Below are 15837 nucleotides of genomic sequence, written 5' to 3'. Positions count from 1 at the left end.
CGGTCGTCAGTCCCGGTCGCTGTCGTCCGGCCATACGCCGATGTGGTCCGGTTCCAGTTCCAGCGCCACCCTGTCGCGCATGCCCAATGCCTCGGTGTACTCCTTCGGGAGCTGGAGGCGGCCCGCGCGGTCCAGCATCGCGTACTCACGGGCGACCAGGGTTTCGTGGCCCGTCGTCGCGTCCACCTCGCTGCGGCGCAGGACCTCCGTGGACGTACGGCCGTCCCTGATGGCCACCGTCCGGCGGACCTCTCCGGCCACCGCCTGGTCGTGGGTGACGATGACGATCGTCGTACCGAGCTGTTCGTTGGCGGTGCGGAACGCGGCGAAGATCTGTTCCGCGGTGTGGGAGTCGAGTTCGCCCGTCGGCTCGTCGGCGAGAAGGACCGCGGGGCTGTTGGCCAACGCCACCGCTATCGCCACGCGTTGCTGCTGGCCCCCGGACATCTGGTGGGGGCGGCGGTTGCGGCAGTCGGCCACCTCCAGCAACTCCAGCAGTTCCAGGGCGCGTTCAGTTTGGGCACGGCGAGGTGTCCTGGCGCCCGAGAGCTGGATGGGGAGGGTGATGTTCTGGACCGCGGTGAGGTAGGGGAGAAGGTTGCGGGAGGTCTGCTGCCAGACGAAACCGACCGTCGCGCGGCGGTAGGCCAGGCGGTCCTTCGCGGTCATGGTGAGGAGGTCGTGGCCCGCGACTCTGGCCGCGCCCGCGGTGGGGGTGTCCAGGCCGGCGAGGATGTTCATGAGCGTGGACTTGCCGCTGCCGGACGCGCCCACGAGGGCGAGCAGTTCGCCCTCGCGGACGAGGAGGTCGAGGCCCTGGAGGGCTTGGACCTCCACGCCGTCCGTGGTGAAGATGCGGACGAGTCTGTCGCAGGTGATCAGGGCGTCGTGACCGTAGGCGGGGCGGTTGCGGGCCTGGGTCGCCTTGTGGGCGAGGTCGGTGAGGGTGGGGTTCGTGGTCATCGGCCTTCTCCTGGACTGCGGTCCGGCGTGCGGGCTGGTCGAAGGTCGGGTTCGCTCGCCGCCGGTCGGGCGCCTCTGTCTGCGGGTCGGAAGCGGTTCCAGCGGCACGACCGCCCGCAACCGGAGGCGACGAAGCCGTTCATCTCGCGTCCCCTGCCCTGAGCTCCTGCACCGACCCCCGTCTCCCCGACCACCACGCCTGTCCGACCCCCGTCCCCACCGCCAGCAGCAGCACAGCCGCCGCCGGTACCACCAGGGACAGGGCGTCCGTGCGCAACTCCGCTCCCGTCGAGGAGGGGTCGGCCGACGGGAGGGCGATGGCCGTCAGGTCGATCCCCGGGGACAGGAGGTGGATCGTGGCCCAGCCCGTGAGAGCGCCTCCGACAGCGGCCAGGACGGCCTGGGGGAGGGATTCGAGGATCAGGAGGCGGCGGCCCGCGGCCCGGGTCAGGCCCATCGTGCGGAGGCGGGCCAGGAGGGCCGTACGGTCCGGGGCCGTGCGCAGGAGGGACAGGAAGAGGGCCAGCACCGCGTATCCCGTGCCGGCTGCCACGGCGGTCGCGTAGACGCCTTCCGCGCCGGTCTGGAGGGGGGAGTCGACGTAGCGTTCGCGTTCCTCGGACCTCAGGTGCACGGACGCCGCCTTCGGGGCGGCCTTGCGTATCGCGGTCCCGTCCAGCGACGTCCCCGACAGCAGCACCGTCGTCGGCCGCGCCGCCGCCGGGCTCAACGCCTCGCGGTTCACGACCAGGAAGTCCGACCCCAGCACCGCGGGTGTGCGGTCGAGGACGGTGGTGATGCGGACGGTGAGCGTGCCGCCGTCCGGGAGGAGGACCGGGAAGGGGCGGGTGCCGTACGTCCGGGCGGTGGCCGTGGAGGCCAGGGCCGGGGCCGCCTCCCCGGCGGTCCCTCCTCTCAGCCTGGCGGCTTCGAAGGCGCCCATGTCCGTCCGGGACGACAGCGCCGCGTAGTCCGCGGGGTTCACCCCGACCAGCGGTACCGACAGTGCTCCGTTCTCCGGCTTCGCCTCGGAGGTGACGCTCACCGCCGACAGCGTGCTCACCCCCGGTTGACGGCGCAGCCGGTCCGGCAGCCCGGACGGGAGCGACGCCCCCGTCTCCACGCGCGCGTCGGCGCCGACCGCGAGGAGGGCCGCGTGGTCGCGGGCCTCCTGTACGCCCGCGAGGACCGAGCCGCCGAAGGCCGCCGTGGTCAGGGCGGTCAGCAGGGCCAGAAGGGGCAGCACCGCCGAGGCCGAGGTGCGGCCCGCCCGGGCCAGGGACAGGTGCGCCACCGCGCCCCGCAGACGGGCGGCCGGACGGGCCAGACCCCGCAGCGGCAGCGGGTACAGACGGACCAGGACCAGGGCGGCGACCACTCCCACCAGCACGGGTGCCAGCGAGACGAGGTCGTCGGCAGAGCCCGAGGTGCCACGGCGACGCAGCGACTCCACCGCTCCCACCGCCAGCACGAGCAGCGTCAGCTCGGCGACCGTACGGCGCCGGGACGGTCGTACGGACGAGATGTCCTCGCGGCCGGTGTGGACGCGGACCACACGGTGGACGGCCGCCGCGCGGAGGGGAAGGGCCACGCAGGTGACGGCGGTGACCGCCCCGGCGGCCGCGATCGCGTACGGGAAGCGGCCCTCGGGGACCGTGAGCAGCGCGGCGGCGAGCCCCAGGGCGCCCGCGGGGACGGCCACGACCGCCGTCTCGGCGAAGAGGCGGGCAGTGAGACCCGGCAGGGAGGCGCCGCGGGCCCGCAGCAGGGCGAGTTCGCTGCGCCGGCGGTCCGCGGTGAGGCCGCCCGCCATCAGGAGGACGACGACGGCGACCGTGCCGGCGCCGGACGCGGCGACCGCGACGAGCGGGGCGACGCTCTCGCGGAGCCGGTCGTAGGTGATGAGGACCTCGTCGAGGTCGGTGCTGATCTCGGTCTGGCCGTCGATCGCCGTCAGCTCGGTCACCGGACCGTCGATCTCCAGGCGCAGCTTCCGCAGTGCCGGACCGGCCTCCAGGGAGGCGAGCGCGGACCGCAGGGCCGGGGCGTCACGGGCCCGGAGTGTCCGCTCGGAGGGCGCCAACTGCCAGTAGCGCTCCGGGCGTCCCGGGGTGGCCAGCAGGACCGGGGCCGCCTCGGGGGCGACGAGCAGGGCGCCGAACCAGTACATGTCCACGGACGGCGCGGGCTCGCGGATCAGGGACGGGGTGCGCAGGATGGAATGGGTGGACCAGTAGGCGCCCTTCGGGTCGCGCGGAGTGACGATGCCCGTGACGCGGATGGGGAGGGTACGGCCGGCGGCGGGTGAGTGGATCACCGAACCCACCTTGATGTGGAGGGACTTGGCGGTGTCGACGGTGACCGCCGCCTCCAGCTCGGGTGCGGTGGCGGTCACGTGGTCGTCCGCGCGCGGCAGACGCCCCTCGGCGACCGAGGCGTGAGCGCCGAGGCCCGCCTGGGCGACCAGGGTCACCTCCGCGGGCCTGCCGGTCGGCCTCGGCAGCCACGGGTCCGGTACCGGGATGTTCAGGGTGGTGCGCACGCCGTACGTCGACTGGCCCGGGTCGAGGACGAGCGGGCGCGGGACCCCGGCGCGGACCTTGGCGTACTGCGCTGCCAGCACGTCGGGGCGCAGGACGTCCTCACGTTCGCTCGGCCTCAGCATCGGGGACGGCTGCGGGGCGTACACCTCTATGCCGGTCCGGTCGGCGCGCGCCTGCTCTGCGGCCCGGCGCAGTCCGGCGTCCTCGTAGCGGTCCACCGCCCGTGGGAACGCGGCCGCGAGGCACGCCGTCAGCGCGACCAGCACCGCGAGCGCGCACGCGGCGCCGGGCGCGGTCCGCAGCCGGGTGCGGACCCAGGGCACGGTCTCCCTGGAGCCCGCCGGCTCGCCCGTCCCGAAGAACCTCACCTCACTCACCCCCCTCACGCAACGCCCGCGCCGGATCCGCCCGCCGCAGCGCCAGCGCCGCCGTGACCAGGAGCGGGGCGAGGGCCACCGCCGCCAGCAGTGCGGCCGCCTGCGGGAGCGGGAGTTGCACCAGGACCCGCGGGACCGGTCTGGTCGCCTCGTCCGTCAGCACGATCAGCGGGACCACCGCCCGGGTCAGAACCGTGCCCAGCAACGCGCCCACCAGCAGCGCCAGCACCACCAGGACCCCCTGCTCCACGGCGACCGCGCGGGCCAGCCGGCGGCGCGGAGCCCCCAGGGCGCGCAGTACGGCGAACTCCGCGCCCCGCTCCCGCAGCGACCCCGCCGCGCCCACCGCGAAGCCGACCGCGGCCAGCGCCGCCGCCACCCCGGCCGCCGCGGCGAAGGCGGCCTCGGGGCCCGCTCCGAAGGGGTCGTCGCGCAGCTGCCCGGCGAGCTCGTCCCGCACCACGACCTGCGCGGGGTCCATGTCGGGCCGGGCCCGCAGCGCCGCCGCGACCTTCTCCGACCCGCCCGGCTCCGTCATCAGCCACCACTCGGTCGGCTCGACGCCGCGGTTGTACCGCGCCTGCAGCTCCCGGTTCACGGACCGCAGATCGACCAGCAGGGCCCCGCCGCTGTCCGAGGCCGTGGGCAACTCCCGTATCGAACGCACGATCCGCACCGACACCGTCTCGCCGCCCAGCGGCACGTCCAGCCTGTCTCCCGGGGAGGCGCCCGCCGAGGCGAGGAAGCGCTCGGTCGCGACGGCGGTGACCTCGGCCGGCTTCGGCTGCGGGGCCTTCATCCGGACCGTCAACGACCCCGTGCTCCACATGTCGTCGGACGGGATGAAACCTGTGCCGTAGTCCACCGTCAGCCGTCCGGACCCCGAACTCAGGCGCGGCGGGGCCGGTTTGGTCTTCGGATCCGGTGTCGAGGCGACCCCGTCGTGGCTTGAGGTGACCTTCCACGTGGTGGGCAACGGCAGCCGCCGTACCGTCCCTTCGGTGCCCGTGGCCGTCAACCCGGTGAGGGTGAAACGGTGTTGCTCGGCCGCGCCGCTCGGCACGGAGACGATCAGTTCCAGGTCGGTGAGGGTCAGTGGGCCCCCGGACACATAGACGTCCAGCGCGTGGGCGCGGCCGTCGGCGGGGAGTTGGCCGGCCGGGACCCGATAGGGAGTGCCGTAGCGGTCCTCCAGGGTGAGGGTGACCTGTGCCGTCGTGCTCGGCCCGGAACCCCGCAGGGCCGCCGTCAGCCGCAGCCGGGCCGTGTCCGCGGGCACCTTCACGCCCGCGACCGAACCCTTGGGCCCGAGCCCCTGGAGGAAGGGTCCGGAGTGCAGGTCGGGACGGATCAGCATCGAGGCGCGCGAGGTGTCGAGGGCCAGCACCGTCGCCACCTGGCTGCCGGACAGCGGCAGTTCGGAGCGGGCGGCGGGGGCGGCCCGTCGTACGCCCGCGACGGCCGCGTACTCCTCGGTGCGGCCGAGCCCCGCATCCCCGGAGGTCAGCACCCGCACCGGCGCCCCGGCCCGGAAGTCCGCCTGGTCGGACTGCGAACGGTCCCAGGAGGCGCCCTGTCCGATGGCCAGCATGCCCAGTGCCATCGCGAGGACCAGCAGCAGCACCGGGCCCGCCCCGCGCATCGGGCGGCGGGCGATCTGCCAGCCCGCCAGGGCCGCGGTCAGGCCGCGCCCGCCGGTCGCCCGGCGTTCGGCGAGCCGAGCCAGCGGCGGCAGCAGCCGCAGCGTCAGGACGGTCCCGGCCAGCAGCGCGAGCGCGGGCGCCGCCACCAGCAGCGGGTCCACGCCGAGCACACCGATGGGGGTCCCCCCGCTCGAGCGAAGCCGAGAGTGGGGGAGGTCGTCGGTCACGGCACCGGAGGTCTGGTGACTGAGCTGGAAGTACGCCACCCCGGCCACGGCCAGCAGCCCGAGGTCCGCCCCCGCGCGCACCGCACCGGGCAGCGCCCGGGCCCGGCTGCGCGCGAAGGAGGAGGTCAGCGCGGGCAGGGTCACCGCCAGCGCGCACCCGAGCGCCACTGCCGCCGCCACCAGCCACACCCCGGCCCGTCCGACCGCCGGCACCTCCAGGTGCAGCCCGATCCGGGCCAGCGGGCCCCGCCCGGCCAGCGTCCGGGTCAGCGGGGCCGCCAGCAGCGGCGCGCACAGCAGCGCGGGCAGCGCGAGCAGCGCCGCCTCCAGGGCGGCGAGGCCGGCGATCCGGCCGCGGGAGGCGCCGCGCGCCAGCAGCAGCCGGCTCTCGCCGGTGCGCTCACTGCTCAGCAGCCCCGCCACCAGCAGCAGGGCGCAGCCCGCGAGGAGCACCAGTTGCAGGGCGACGATCAGCAGGGTCGAGCGGGAGACGAGCAGGGAGCGGTCGGTGCGGTCGAGGACCTCGGGCAGCGAGGTCGACGCGGTCGTGGCGCCGCCGAGGGAGGACTCCTTGCGCAGCGCCGCGTTCCCCGCGACGGCCGTCGCCCGCAGCACGTCCGAGCGCGCGGTCGTCACCGTCGCGAAGTCGGCCGACGCCAGCCAGCCCGACGTCCCGACGCTCACCGTCCCGTCGGCCAGCACACCGGGATCGGCGAGCAGGGGGCCGTACGTCGTGAAATCGAGCTGTTTGATGCCCCGCCCGTGCAGGTCGTCGAGCAGCCAGTACGGGTCGTCGGCGCGGACGGGCCGGTACAGGCCGGTCACCGTCACCCGCACCGCCGGGCCGCGCAGCCGGTCGGTGAGGGTGAAGCGGGCGCCGGGGCCGAGATCGAGGGCGCGGGCGGCGGCCTGCGGGAGCGCCACCTCGACCCGCCCGTCGGCCCGCCCCGGCAGCCGTCCCTCGACCAGCCGCAGCCGGCTGCGGTCCAGTGCCGCGAAGTGGGTCAGGTCCGGGTCCCCGGACCGCTCCCGCTCGGGCTGCAGCGACCGCGGCAGCGCGTACGGACCCGACCGCAGGAACGTCCGCACGGTCACCGGCAGCCCGTCGAACGTCTGCCGCGCCACGTCGCGTACGGCGGTGTCGGCGGCCGTACGACGGTCCTCGGGGACGTCGGCCTTGACGACCAGCGCGGTGTCGGCGGCGTTGCGCGGGTCCTGAAGGGCGTGGCGCAGGGCCGCGTCACCGATCGCGCCGGAGTAGGCGGTGAGGGTCGCGAGGACCGCGGTGATGAGCAGGACCGTGAGCAATGCGGCGGCGAGCAGCAGCCGGTGCGCCCGCGCACGCAGAAACACAAAACGCGCGATTCCCCCGAACCCCGTCACCCGGCCCCCCGCCGTGTTGTGCAGATCTCCGGGCGAGGATGTCAGAGGTGGTGGTCACGGGTAAGCGCTTGTAGCGCGGACTTGACCGGATTGTGACCGGAATCCGGCGTCGGGCAACCGGAAAACGACCGGAATCCGGTATTCAGTGAGGGGTGATCAGTCGGCGGTGTTCACCATCGAAGCGGCCGCGTACGTCAGGTAGTTCCACAGCTGCGTCTCGTGCTCCTCGGACAGGCCGAGTTCGTCGACGGCGTCCCGCATGTGCCGCAGCCACGCGTCGTGCGCCTCGCGATTGACGACGAAGGGCGCGTGGCGCATACGCAGCCGGGGGTGGCCGCGGTTGTCGCTGTACGTCGTGGGGCCGCCCCAGTACTGCATCAGGAACAGTACGAGGCGCTCCTCGGCCGGGCCGAGGTCCTCCTCCGGGTACATGGGCCGCAGGACCGGGTCCCCGGCGACCCCCTCGTAGAAACGGTGGACGAGGCGGCGGAAGGTCTCCTCCCCGCCGACCTGCTCGTAGAAGGTCTGCGTCTGAAGCGTGCCGCGCCGGATCTCTTTCACGTCAACCATGGTCTCAGACGGGGCGGAGGAGGACTCAAGGCTTAGGACCTCCGGCGCTCAGGGTGCAGAGTGGAGGTATGGGCACGCACGCTCTCGGCAGGGATCTCGCCGAACTCGCCGCCTCGGCGCGGGCCGCGCTGGTGCGGGAGATCGACGTGAGCGGGGCCTGGGCCGCCGACCCGGTGTGGCGGGAGGCCTTCGAGGCGGTGCCCCGGCATCTGTTCGTGCCCTACTACTACGTGGGCGTCAGGGGAGGCTACGAGCGGCGCTGGGGCGAGAGCTCCGACCCGCGCGGCCGGGAGAAGTGGATGCGCGGGGCCTACGTCGACGCCCCGCTGGCCACCCGGCTGCGCGACGGGGAACTGGTCTCCTCCAGCAGTCAACCATCGCTGATGGCGATGATGCTGGTCGCACTGCGGGTACGGGACGGCGACCGGGTCCTGGAGATCGGCGCCGGCACGGGCTACAACGCGGCCCTGCTCGCGCACCGGCTCGGCGACGACTGCGTCACCACCGTCGATCTGGAGCCGGAGATCACCGAGGCGGCGCGCAGGCATCTGGCGGCCGCCGGGTACCACCCTGCCGTCGTCACCGGCGACGGTGCGCGCGGGGTGCCCGAACGCGCCCCCTTCGACCGGATCATCGCCACCTGCACCCTGTCGTCGGTGCCGGTCGCCTGGCTCGCCCAGTGCCGCCCCGGCGCACGGATCCTGAGCCCGCTCGCCACCGGGCTGATCGCCCTGACCGTCCGGGACGCCGGGCATGCGGAGGGACGGTTTCTGCACACGCCCGCCTACTTCGTGCCGCTGCGCGGGGCGGACCGGCACGAAGAGGGGTTCGTCGACTGGGACGGGGTGCCGAGCCGGGCCCGGGAGAACGAGCTGTTCCGCTTCCTGCTGGCGCTGACCCGGGACACCCTCGCACCCCGGGAGGCGTACGCGCTGTGGGAGCGCGAGGGGCAGCCGCGCCGTGAGCGGTACGGCATCACGGTCAGCGGAGAGCGGGAATGGGCGTGGCTGGACGACCCGGAGGGGCCGTACACATGGCCCCTCCGGTGACGTGGCCGTTCGCTAGCCGCGGCGGATCGTGATCGTCGTCCAGGCGCCGACGTGCACCCGGTCGCCGTCCTGGAGCGGCACCGGCACGAACGGCGTGATGGGCTCCTCGGCGCCGTTCACGGTGGTGCCGTTCGTCGAGTTCTGGTCGACGACCGCCCAGGAGCCGTCCGGTTGCTGGACCAGCACCGCGTGCTGGTGCGAGACGCCCGGGTCCTCCGGCGGCACCGACAGGTCGACGTCGGGGGTGTCGCCGGTGGAGTGCCGGCGGCGGCCGATGGTGACCTGGTTCCCGGTGAGCGTGCGCTGCTGCTCGGGGGAGTACGCGGGCAGGTTCAGGCCCGCGGCCTCGGGGCCGGAGCGCTGCATCATCGCCAGGAAGTAATCGCGGTCCGGGCCGATGGTCGCCGTCCAGGTCGCCGGCTGCTGCGGGAAGGACGGGCCGGGGGGTGCGGGCGGGGCCTGGGTGGAGCCGGGCTGCGGGTAACCGTAGCCGCCGGGGCCGCCGGGTCCGCCGCCGGGGGCGGTGGAGGACGGCGGGGAGAGGACCCAGTCGTCAGCGCCGCCGCCGAAGGACTGGCCGCCCGGCTGGGGCCGGTTGGTCTCCTGCGGGAAGGCGGGCGGAGCCGATGCGCCCTGCGCCTGGAAGCCTTGCGGGGCGCCGCTCGTGGCACCCGGGCCGGCGGGCGGGGTCGGTCCGGGGGGCGGCGGGACCGGGCGGGAGGGGTCGGCACCGAAGTTCGGCGGACCGCCGGGGCCGCCACCGGGGCGGGACGGGTCGCCGGGGAAGCCCTGCGGGCCGCCGGGACCCGACGGGCCGGGTTGCGTGGGGTGGCCGCCGTAGCCCTGTGGGCCGCCGGGGCCGGAGGATCCGGGCGGGCCGGACGGGGCCTGCTGGGAGCCCGGCTGCGGGTAGCCGTAGCCACCCGGTCCGGGGTTCCCGGGACCGCCGGGGCGGGAGGGATCACCGGGGAAACCGGAGGAGCCGGGGCCGCCCTGCCGGGAGGGGTCCGAAGGGAAACCGGAGGGGCCGGATGCGCCGGGGCGTCCGGGGTCGCCCGGGAAGCCCTGCTGACCACCGGGGCCGGAGGGGCCCGGACCGCCGGGTCGCGACGGATCGCCGGGGAAACCGGAGGGGCCGGACCCGCCGGAGCCGCCGGGTCCTCCGGGGTAACCGGAGGGGCCGGGTGCGCCAGGGCCCCCGGGGCGGGACGGGTCACCGAGGAAGCCGGAGGGGGCGCCAGGGCCACCGGGGCCGCCGGGTCGACCCGGGCCCGAGCGGCCCGACGGTTCCGAGCCGAAGGGGATCGGTTCCGCGGGGCGGTTCACCTGGGACGGGCGTGAGCCCTGGTACTCGTACGAGTCACCGCCGCCGAAGGACGGACCGGGCCCCGCCTGCTGCTGGAAGTGCGAGGGCGGGCCGCCGGAGCCGGCCGGCGGGCGCGGGGCGGCCGGGGTGTACGAGGTCGCCGTGTTGGTCAGGAAGTTCCACCGGCACTCCTCGCAGAAGGGCGCACCGCCCTCACGAGGGGTACGGCACTGCGGGCAGAGCTCCGGCTCGGCGTCCGGTACGGCGGACAGATGCGGACGTCCACCGGGCTGGCCCCCGGGACCGCCGGGCGGCGGGAAGCCGTATCCGCCTCCACCTGGACCGGGCGGCGGCGGAGGGGGCGGAGGTACGGCACCGGCCATGCGGTGACCGCAGACCTCGCACCAGTCGTCGGAACCCGACTGGTGTCCGTTCGGGCAGGTCGGCATGTCGGCGCTTCCCCCTCTCGGATCAGGGAACTACTACGTCACTTCTTTACACGAACAGTCTTTGTCGACCGGGTCTCGAGAGTCATCTCGTCGGCCTCCTCGACCTTCGCCTTCAGTCGCACAGTACCTGTCGTGGCGTCGACGACGTCGACCACCTTCGAAAGCAGTTTCGCAGTATCAGCGTTCCCGGAGTTGTTCGCGAGCTGGACGGCCCGGCCCAGTTTGGCCGTTGCTCCATCGATATCGCCCGCCTTGCGCAGATCGAGCCCTTGCTGGATGGCTTGTGCCAGTTCGGCCTGGCCGGTGTAGTGGGCGACTTGGGGGTTGATCGACGTCGAGGCGACCATGTCGTCGGTCCACACGGCCCTGACGAGACCCTGTGCGCCCAGGTTCTGCGTCGAGCCGTCGGGCTGCGGGACGACCAGGGAGACCCGGGCTGCGAGCATCTCCTGGCCGATGTTCGCGGCCGGGACCTCGACGCAGACGTGGTAGTCACGGGACTCGTCTCCCCAGGAGCCGGTGGGATAGTCCCCGGCACGCGGACCGGCCTCGGTGCGGCGGTCGGTGAGCTGCTCGACGGTGGGCGCGACCTGCTTGACGAACTTGATGGTGGTGCCGACCGGGGTCCACACCCTGAGGGCGACGTCCGCGACCTCCTTGCCCATGGCCGCCTCCATCATCTGCGTGAAGTCCGCGGCGAGTCCCGCCGGGTCGGCGACGATGTCGGCGGTGCCGAGCAGGGCGGAGGCGATCCCTGTGACTTCTTTCACTTCCCAGTCGGTGCCCACGCCCCGGGCGTCGCAGGTGAAACGCCCCGCGCAGGCGTCGAGGGAGGCCTTGAGGTCCTCCGGCGACTCGTGTTCGTTGCGGCCGTCGGTGAGCAGGATGCCGTGACGGATGGCGACGTCCGCGGAGGACAACAGCTGGTCCGCCAGGCGCAGCCAAGTGCCGATCGCCGTGCCACCGCCGGGGCTGAGCTTGCGCAGCGCCTGCTTGGCCTGATGACGGGTGGTGGCGTCGGCGACCGCGAGACCGCCGTTGCCCGGATAGACCTCCTTGCCCACGTGCGTGCCGCCGATCACCGCGAAGTGCACTCCGTCGCGCAGGGTGTCGATCGCGGCGGCGGTGGCGTCGCGGGCGTTGCGCATCTTGGTCGGCGGGTAGTCCATGGAGCCCGAGCAGTCGACCATGAGCGCCACCGCCGCCGAGGGCCCCTGCTCCGCCGACCAGAGGTGCGGGGCCGCGACCGCGCTTCCGATCGTGCCGCCGCCGGTCGAGGTCACCGTGACGATCGCGTTGACCTCGCGGCCGCCCTCGGGTAGGTACTCGTTCTGGTAGACGTCCATCGAGAACTGCGGCGCGTTCGACTTCGAGAAATTGGCCATGCCTACTCAAATCCCCCTCGCGTACCCCACATCCGTGGGGCGATGACTGATTGCGGACCGGTCCCCTCCGGTCCGCTGAGGCATCCCCGAATGTGGCCTCAGGCCGATCCTGCCCCCTGCGGAGGCGTCGGGAACGGCACGACGGCCACTGTTACGTTGTCGTGGCCCCCGCCGTCCAGGGCGTGGCCGACCAGGACCCGGGCGGTGTGCAGCGGGCGCGCGGCGGCGTCGGCCGGTACGGCCTCCGCCATCTCGTCGGCCGCCTCCGCGTAGTTCCACAGGCCGTCGGTGCACACCACCACCACACCAGGCCGGTCCGGCTTGAAGGAAGCGGTGTGCGGGTCGAGTTCGTAGGCGTCCGCGCCGAGCCAGCCGGTGATCGCGTGGGCGCGCTCGTCGGCGTACGCCTCGGCCTCGTTCATCAGGCCCGCGGCCACCATCTGGGCGGCCCAGGAGTCGTCCTCGGTGAGCCGGGCCGGGGGGGAACTGCGGTCCGTCGGCACCCAGTAGACCCGGCTGTCGCCGACCCAGCCGACGACCAGCAGGCTCGGGGCGACGATCGAGCCGACGATCGTGCACGCCGGGGCGTTCTGGTGCGGTTGGTGCTCGCGGGCCGTGGCGGGCTCCGCGGCGAGCGAGTTGACCGCGCGGGAGGCGGCGACGATCGCCTCGTGCATCGCCTGCTGGGGGTGCGTGCCCTGCGGCAGCGCGGTCAGCAGGGCCTCGGCCGCGGCCCGGGACGCGGCCAGGGAGGCGTCGTCGGGGCGGGTCGCGGAGGACACACCGTCGCAGACGACCGCGAAGGTGGCCGGCGAGCCGTCGGGCAGCACGCTGGTGCCGAGGCTGAAGGCGTCCTCGTTGCGGTGGTGGCGCAGGCCGCGGTCGCTGACGGCGGCGATCGGACCGGCCTCCTGCTCCATGTGGTCGCGCTCACGTGGCTGGGCGTGCCCGCAGTTCTCGCAGTAGCCGTCGTCGTCGACCCGGCCCGCGCGGCAGGCCACGCACACCTTGCTGCCCTCGGCCGGGGCGGGCGGTCCGGCGGCCACCCGAGGGTCGGGCGCCTGCAGGACGTACTCGTCGGGCTCCGGTGAGCGGTCGAAGCGCACGCCGGGAACGGGGGGGACCGGCGAGCCCACGACCGGTCCCGACGGAGGCGGTTCGTGCCCGCCCGACTCGGTGCCCCGCAGGTCGGCCGGCAGATGGACCTCCGCCGGCGGGTGCGGGACCTCGGGCCAGGGGCCGCCGGGGGGCGCGCCGTTCATGGCGATGGTCGGGCTGTCGTCCGGCCGTGCCGGCACGGCGGACAGGTCGTATCCGCACGCACCGCAGAAACGGTCGCCCGATTCGAGCGGCCACTCGCAGCTGGGGCAGGCGGACAGCTGGGGCATCTGCGACATCAACTACACCCACGTCCGGGGGCGGTAACGGTTGGCTCGTTCCACCAGGTCGATCCTCTCCTCGCCGCCCTGCGCGAGCCGGGCCAGCGTGCGGTACGAACGCTCCAGGCCGAAGCGCAGTCCTCGCTCGTCCAGTCCGCTGCCGAGCAGCGCCCGTCCCGCGGCGGCGGGGGCCACAGAGTCCTGGCCACCGGAGAGTATCCAGTCCAGGGCCGCGCCCAGCACCTCCGCCGACAGCTGCTCGCGGCGCGCCGGATCCAGACCGTACGCGTCCAGCGCCTCGACCTGCCCGGCGGCGGCGGTCAGGTCGTCCAGGAAGGGTACGTCGCCCGCGGTCGCGGTGCGTCCACGCAGCCGCGCGCGGACGGCGGCCACGCGGGCGGCGGTGTAGTGAATGGAGGACTCCGGCACCGACTCCAGCGTGTTCACCGCGCCACGGTGGTCCCCGGTCGCGAGCTGCACGCGCGCGAGGCCGAACGCGGAGCTCACATAGCTGGGGTCGGTCGACCAGACCAGGCGGTAGTACTCGGCGGCGTTGTCGAGCTGTCCCAGCACCTCCGCGCACAGGCCGAGGGCGAGCTTGGGGGCGGGTTCGCCGGGGAAGGCGTCGTAGATCGCGTCGAAGGCGAGCGCGGCGGCCTCGTGGTCGCCGGTCACCAGGGCGGCGACGCCCCGGTACCAGACCACCCGCCAGTCGTCGGGCCGTTCCTCCTCCAGCCGCCGCAACGCCTCGTCCGCGGTGTGCGCGTCGCCGTTCTCCAGCCAGGCCCGCACCTGCCGCAGGCGGGTCTCCGCGGATGCCGCCGGCGCGGCCGCGAGGGCGCCGAGCAGCTCGGCCGGCGCGGTGGTCATGAGCCCGGCGAGGAAACCGGCGTTGGGGTCGGAGGGGTCGACGTGCGGGACGGGCAGAGCCAGGGCGGCGGCGGGGGCGTCGGCGGACTTGACGATGGTGTTGACGGCTCCGCCGCCGGGCCGCTCGGGACCTGGGGTGCCGACCGGAAGAGCAGCGGACGCGGGGGCGGCCGTCCTGGGACTCCGCCGCCCCGCCGGAGGCACCCGCGTCCCCAGCCGCGACACCTCCCCGTCCAGCTTCGGGAACAACTCCGTGTCGGTGACGCGGAGTTCGGGGCCGAAGAGCGTCGACAGGGAGGGCCTGGCACGGCCCGTCTGCAGGGAGACGACCTCGCGCAGGACCCCGGTCAGCTGTTCCGACATCTCCTGCGCGGAGGCGAAACGGCGGGCCGGATCCGGGTCGGTCGCCCGGACCAGCAACCGGTAGAACGACTCGTACTGGCGGAAGACCTCGATGTGGTCGGGGTCGGGCAGCGAGTCGACGAAGACGTTGGTGTAGCCCTGGAAGTCGAAGGTCAGCACCGCCAGGGTGCGGGCGACCGTGTACAGGTCGGAGGCGACCGAGGGGCCCACCTCCGCGACCTCCGGAGCCTGGTAGCCCACCGTGCCGTAGATGGCCGACTCCTCGTCGTCCATCCTGCGCACCGCGCCCATGTCGATGAGCTTGAGCTGGTCCTCGGTCTGGATGGCGTTGTCGACCTTGAAGTCGCAGTACAGGAGGTTGCGGCTGTGGAGGTGGCCGAGCGCCTCCAGGGCCTCGATGCCGTACGCGCACGCCTGCTCGACCGGCAGCGGGTCCCGCTTGCCGGCGGACGAGCGGCGGTCGTTGGCGATCTCCTTGAGCGACTTGCCGCCGACGTACTCCATGACGATGTAGCCGTCGAGCGAGCCGGTGCGCTGGTCGAGGTGTTCCACGAAGTTGTAGATCCGCACGATGTTGGCGTGCTCGATCTCCGCGAGGAAGCGCCGCTCGGAGATCGCGGCGGCCATCGCGTCCTGGTCGCCGGTGTCCAGCAGGCCCTTGAGGACCACCCAGCGGTCGGACACCGCGCGGTCCACGGCGAGGTAGACCCAGCCGAGGCCGCCGTGCGCCAGACAGCCCGCGACCTCGTACTGGCCGTGCACGACGTCACCGGACTTCAGCTTCGGCACGAACGAGTACGGGTGACCGCACTTCGTGCAGAAGCCCTCCGTGCGCCCGGACTTCTCCCCGCGCGAACGCCCCACCGGGGCCCCGCAGTCGGAGCGCGAGCAGAACCGCTTGCGCTCGGGCACCTCAGGGTTGTCCAGAACCATCTCGCGCGGGTCGGGCCGCGGCACCCCGGGCACCTCGACGAGGCCCGCTCCGAGCCGGCCGCGCCCGCTCGAACCGGTGCCGGAGCCGGAGCTGCGCACCGACACCGAACGGCCCGTGGACTTCCCGGAGACCGAACGCGACAGCCGTCCCGACACCGAGCGCCGGGACTTCGACGACTGCGAGGACGTACGCGAGGAAGCGCGGCCGGTGGCGCGCGAAGTGCCGCTGACCTGCGAGCCCCTGCCGGTGGACGCCGAGCCGGCCCGGCCTCCCTCGGCCGAGACGACCGGCGCCAGGCCGCAGGTGTCGCAGTACAGCTCGCCGCCGCCCATGTCCTCGTACGTACCGTCGCAGCCGGGCCGCTGGCAGGGCTGCTGTTCCTGACTCATGACGTCG

9 protein-coding genes are annotated in these 15837 nt (G+C 74.0%); 1 reads left to right on the top strand and 8 read right to left on the bottom strand.

Translation table 11 applies throughout. The annotated features are described in order from the left end of the window. Nucleotides 1-6 precede the first annotated feature (6 nt). The 4 genes from QF027_RS17660 to QF027_RS17645 form a co-directional block, all read right to left on the bottom strand. A complete protein-coding gene (locus QF027_RS17660) occupies nt 7-963 on the bottom strand; it encodes an ABC transporter ATP-binding protein (RefSeq protein WP_307075530.1) in 957 nt (318 codons plus the stop codon). A gap of 139 nt (nt 964-1102) precedes the next feature. Beyond that, entirely contained in the window at nt 1103-3883 is a 2781-nt protein-coding gene (locus QF027_RS17655) for an FtsX-like permease family protein (protein ID WP_307075528.1), read from the bottom strand. Continuing rightward, the gene (locus tag QF027_RS17650; protein ID WP_307075526.1) at nt 3876-7106 is read right to left on the bottom strand and encodes an FtsX-like permease family protein; all 3231 of its coding nucleotides are present in this window, start codon (nt 7104-7106) and stop codon (nt 3876-3878) included. The genes QF027_RS17655 and QF027_RS17650 overlap by 8 nt, the downstream gene beginning before the upstream one ends. A 186-nt stretch (nt 7107-7292) precedes the next feature. Next, the gene (locus QF027_RS17645; protein WP_306981127.1) at nt 7293-7706 is read right to left on the bottom strand and encodes a globin; all 414 of its coding nucleotides are present in this window, start codon (nt 7704-7706) and stop codon (nt 7293-7295) included. Between the two features lie 68 nt (nt 7707-7774). Here QF027_RS17645 and QF027_RS17640 point away from each other — a divergent pair, with 68 nt between their 5' ends. Next, nucleotides 7775-8755: a methyltransferase domain-containing protein gene (locus QF027_RS17640; protein ID WP_307075524.1), complete on the top strand. Its 981-nt coding sequence runs from the start codon at nt 7775-7777 to the stop codon at nt 8753-8755. Between the two features lie 12 nt (nt 8756-8767). Here QF027_RS17640 and QF027_RS17635 read toward each other — a convergent pair whose 3' ends face one another. The 4 genes from QF027_RS17635 to QF027_RS17620 all read right to left on the bottom strand — a co-directional run bounded on the left by QF027_RS17635 (nt 8768) and on the right by QF027_RS17620 (nt 15830). After that, nucleotides 8768-10510 (bottom strand): FHA domain-containing protein, encoded by a 1743-nt coding sequence (locus QF027_RS17635; protein ID WP_307075522.1) that lies wholly within the window; start codon nt 10508-10510, stop codon nt 8768-8770. Nucleotides 10511-10548: 38 nt separating this feature from the next. Further along, entirely contained in the window at nt 10549-11895 is a 1347-nt protein-coding gene (locus QF027_RS17630) for a vWA domain-containing protein (protein WP_306981134.1), read from the bottom strand. Nucleotides 11896-11993: 98 nt separating this feature from the next. Then, a complete protein-coding gene (locus tag QF027_RS17625; protein ID WP_306981136.1) occupies nt 11994-13295 on the bottom strand; it encodes a PP2C family serine/threonine-protein phosphatase in 1302 nt (433 codons plus the stop codon). Continuing rightward, entirely contained in the window at nt 13296-15830 is a 2535-nt protein-coding gene (locus tag QF027_RS17620) for a serine/threonine-protein kinase (protein ID WP_306981139.1), read from the bottom strand. Nucleotides 15831-15837: the final 7 nt, after the last annotated feature.

Origin of the sequence: Streptomyces canus (assembly GCF_030816965.1) — a bacterium.
Taxonomy (GTDB): Bacteria; Actinomycetota; Actinomycetes; order Streptomycetales; family Streptomycetaceae; genus Streptomyces; species Streptomyces canus_E.
Note: the sequence above shows the minus strand (reverse complement) of the source record. Positions and strands in the feature narration are given on the sequence as shown.

Bases quoted from the DNA above. Each gene is read 5' to 3' on its own strand.
- QF027_RS17635 (WP_307075522.1), bottom strand. From the start codon at position 10,510: ATGCCGACCTGCCCGAACGGACACCAGTCGGGTTCCGACGACTGGTGC.
- QF027_RS17645 (WP_306981127.1), bottom strand. From the start codon at position 7,706: ATGGTTGACGTGAAAGAGATCCGGCGCGGCACGCTTCAGACGCAGACC.
- QF027_RS17660 (WP_307075530.1), bottom strand. From the start codon at position 963: ATGACCACGAACCCCACCCTCACCGACCTCGCCCACAAGGCGACCCAG.
- QF027_RS17620 (WP_306981139.1), bottom strand. From the start codon at position 15,830: ATGAGTCAGGAACAGCAGCCCTGCCAGCGGCCCGGCTGCGACGGTACG.
- QF027_RS17640 (WP_307075524.1), top strand. From the start codon at position 7,775: ATGGGCACGCACGCTCTCGGCAGGGATCTCGCCGAACTCGCCGCCTCG.
- QF027_RS17630 (WP_306981134.1), bottom strand. From the start codon at position 11,895: ATGGCCAATTTCTCGAAGTCGAACGCGCCGCAGTTCTCGATGGACGTC.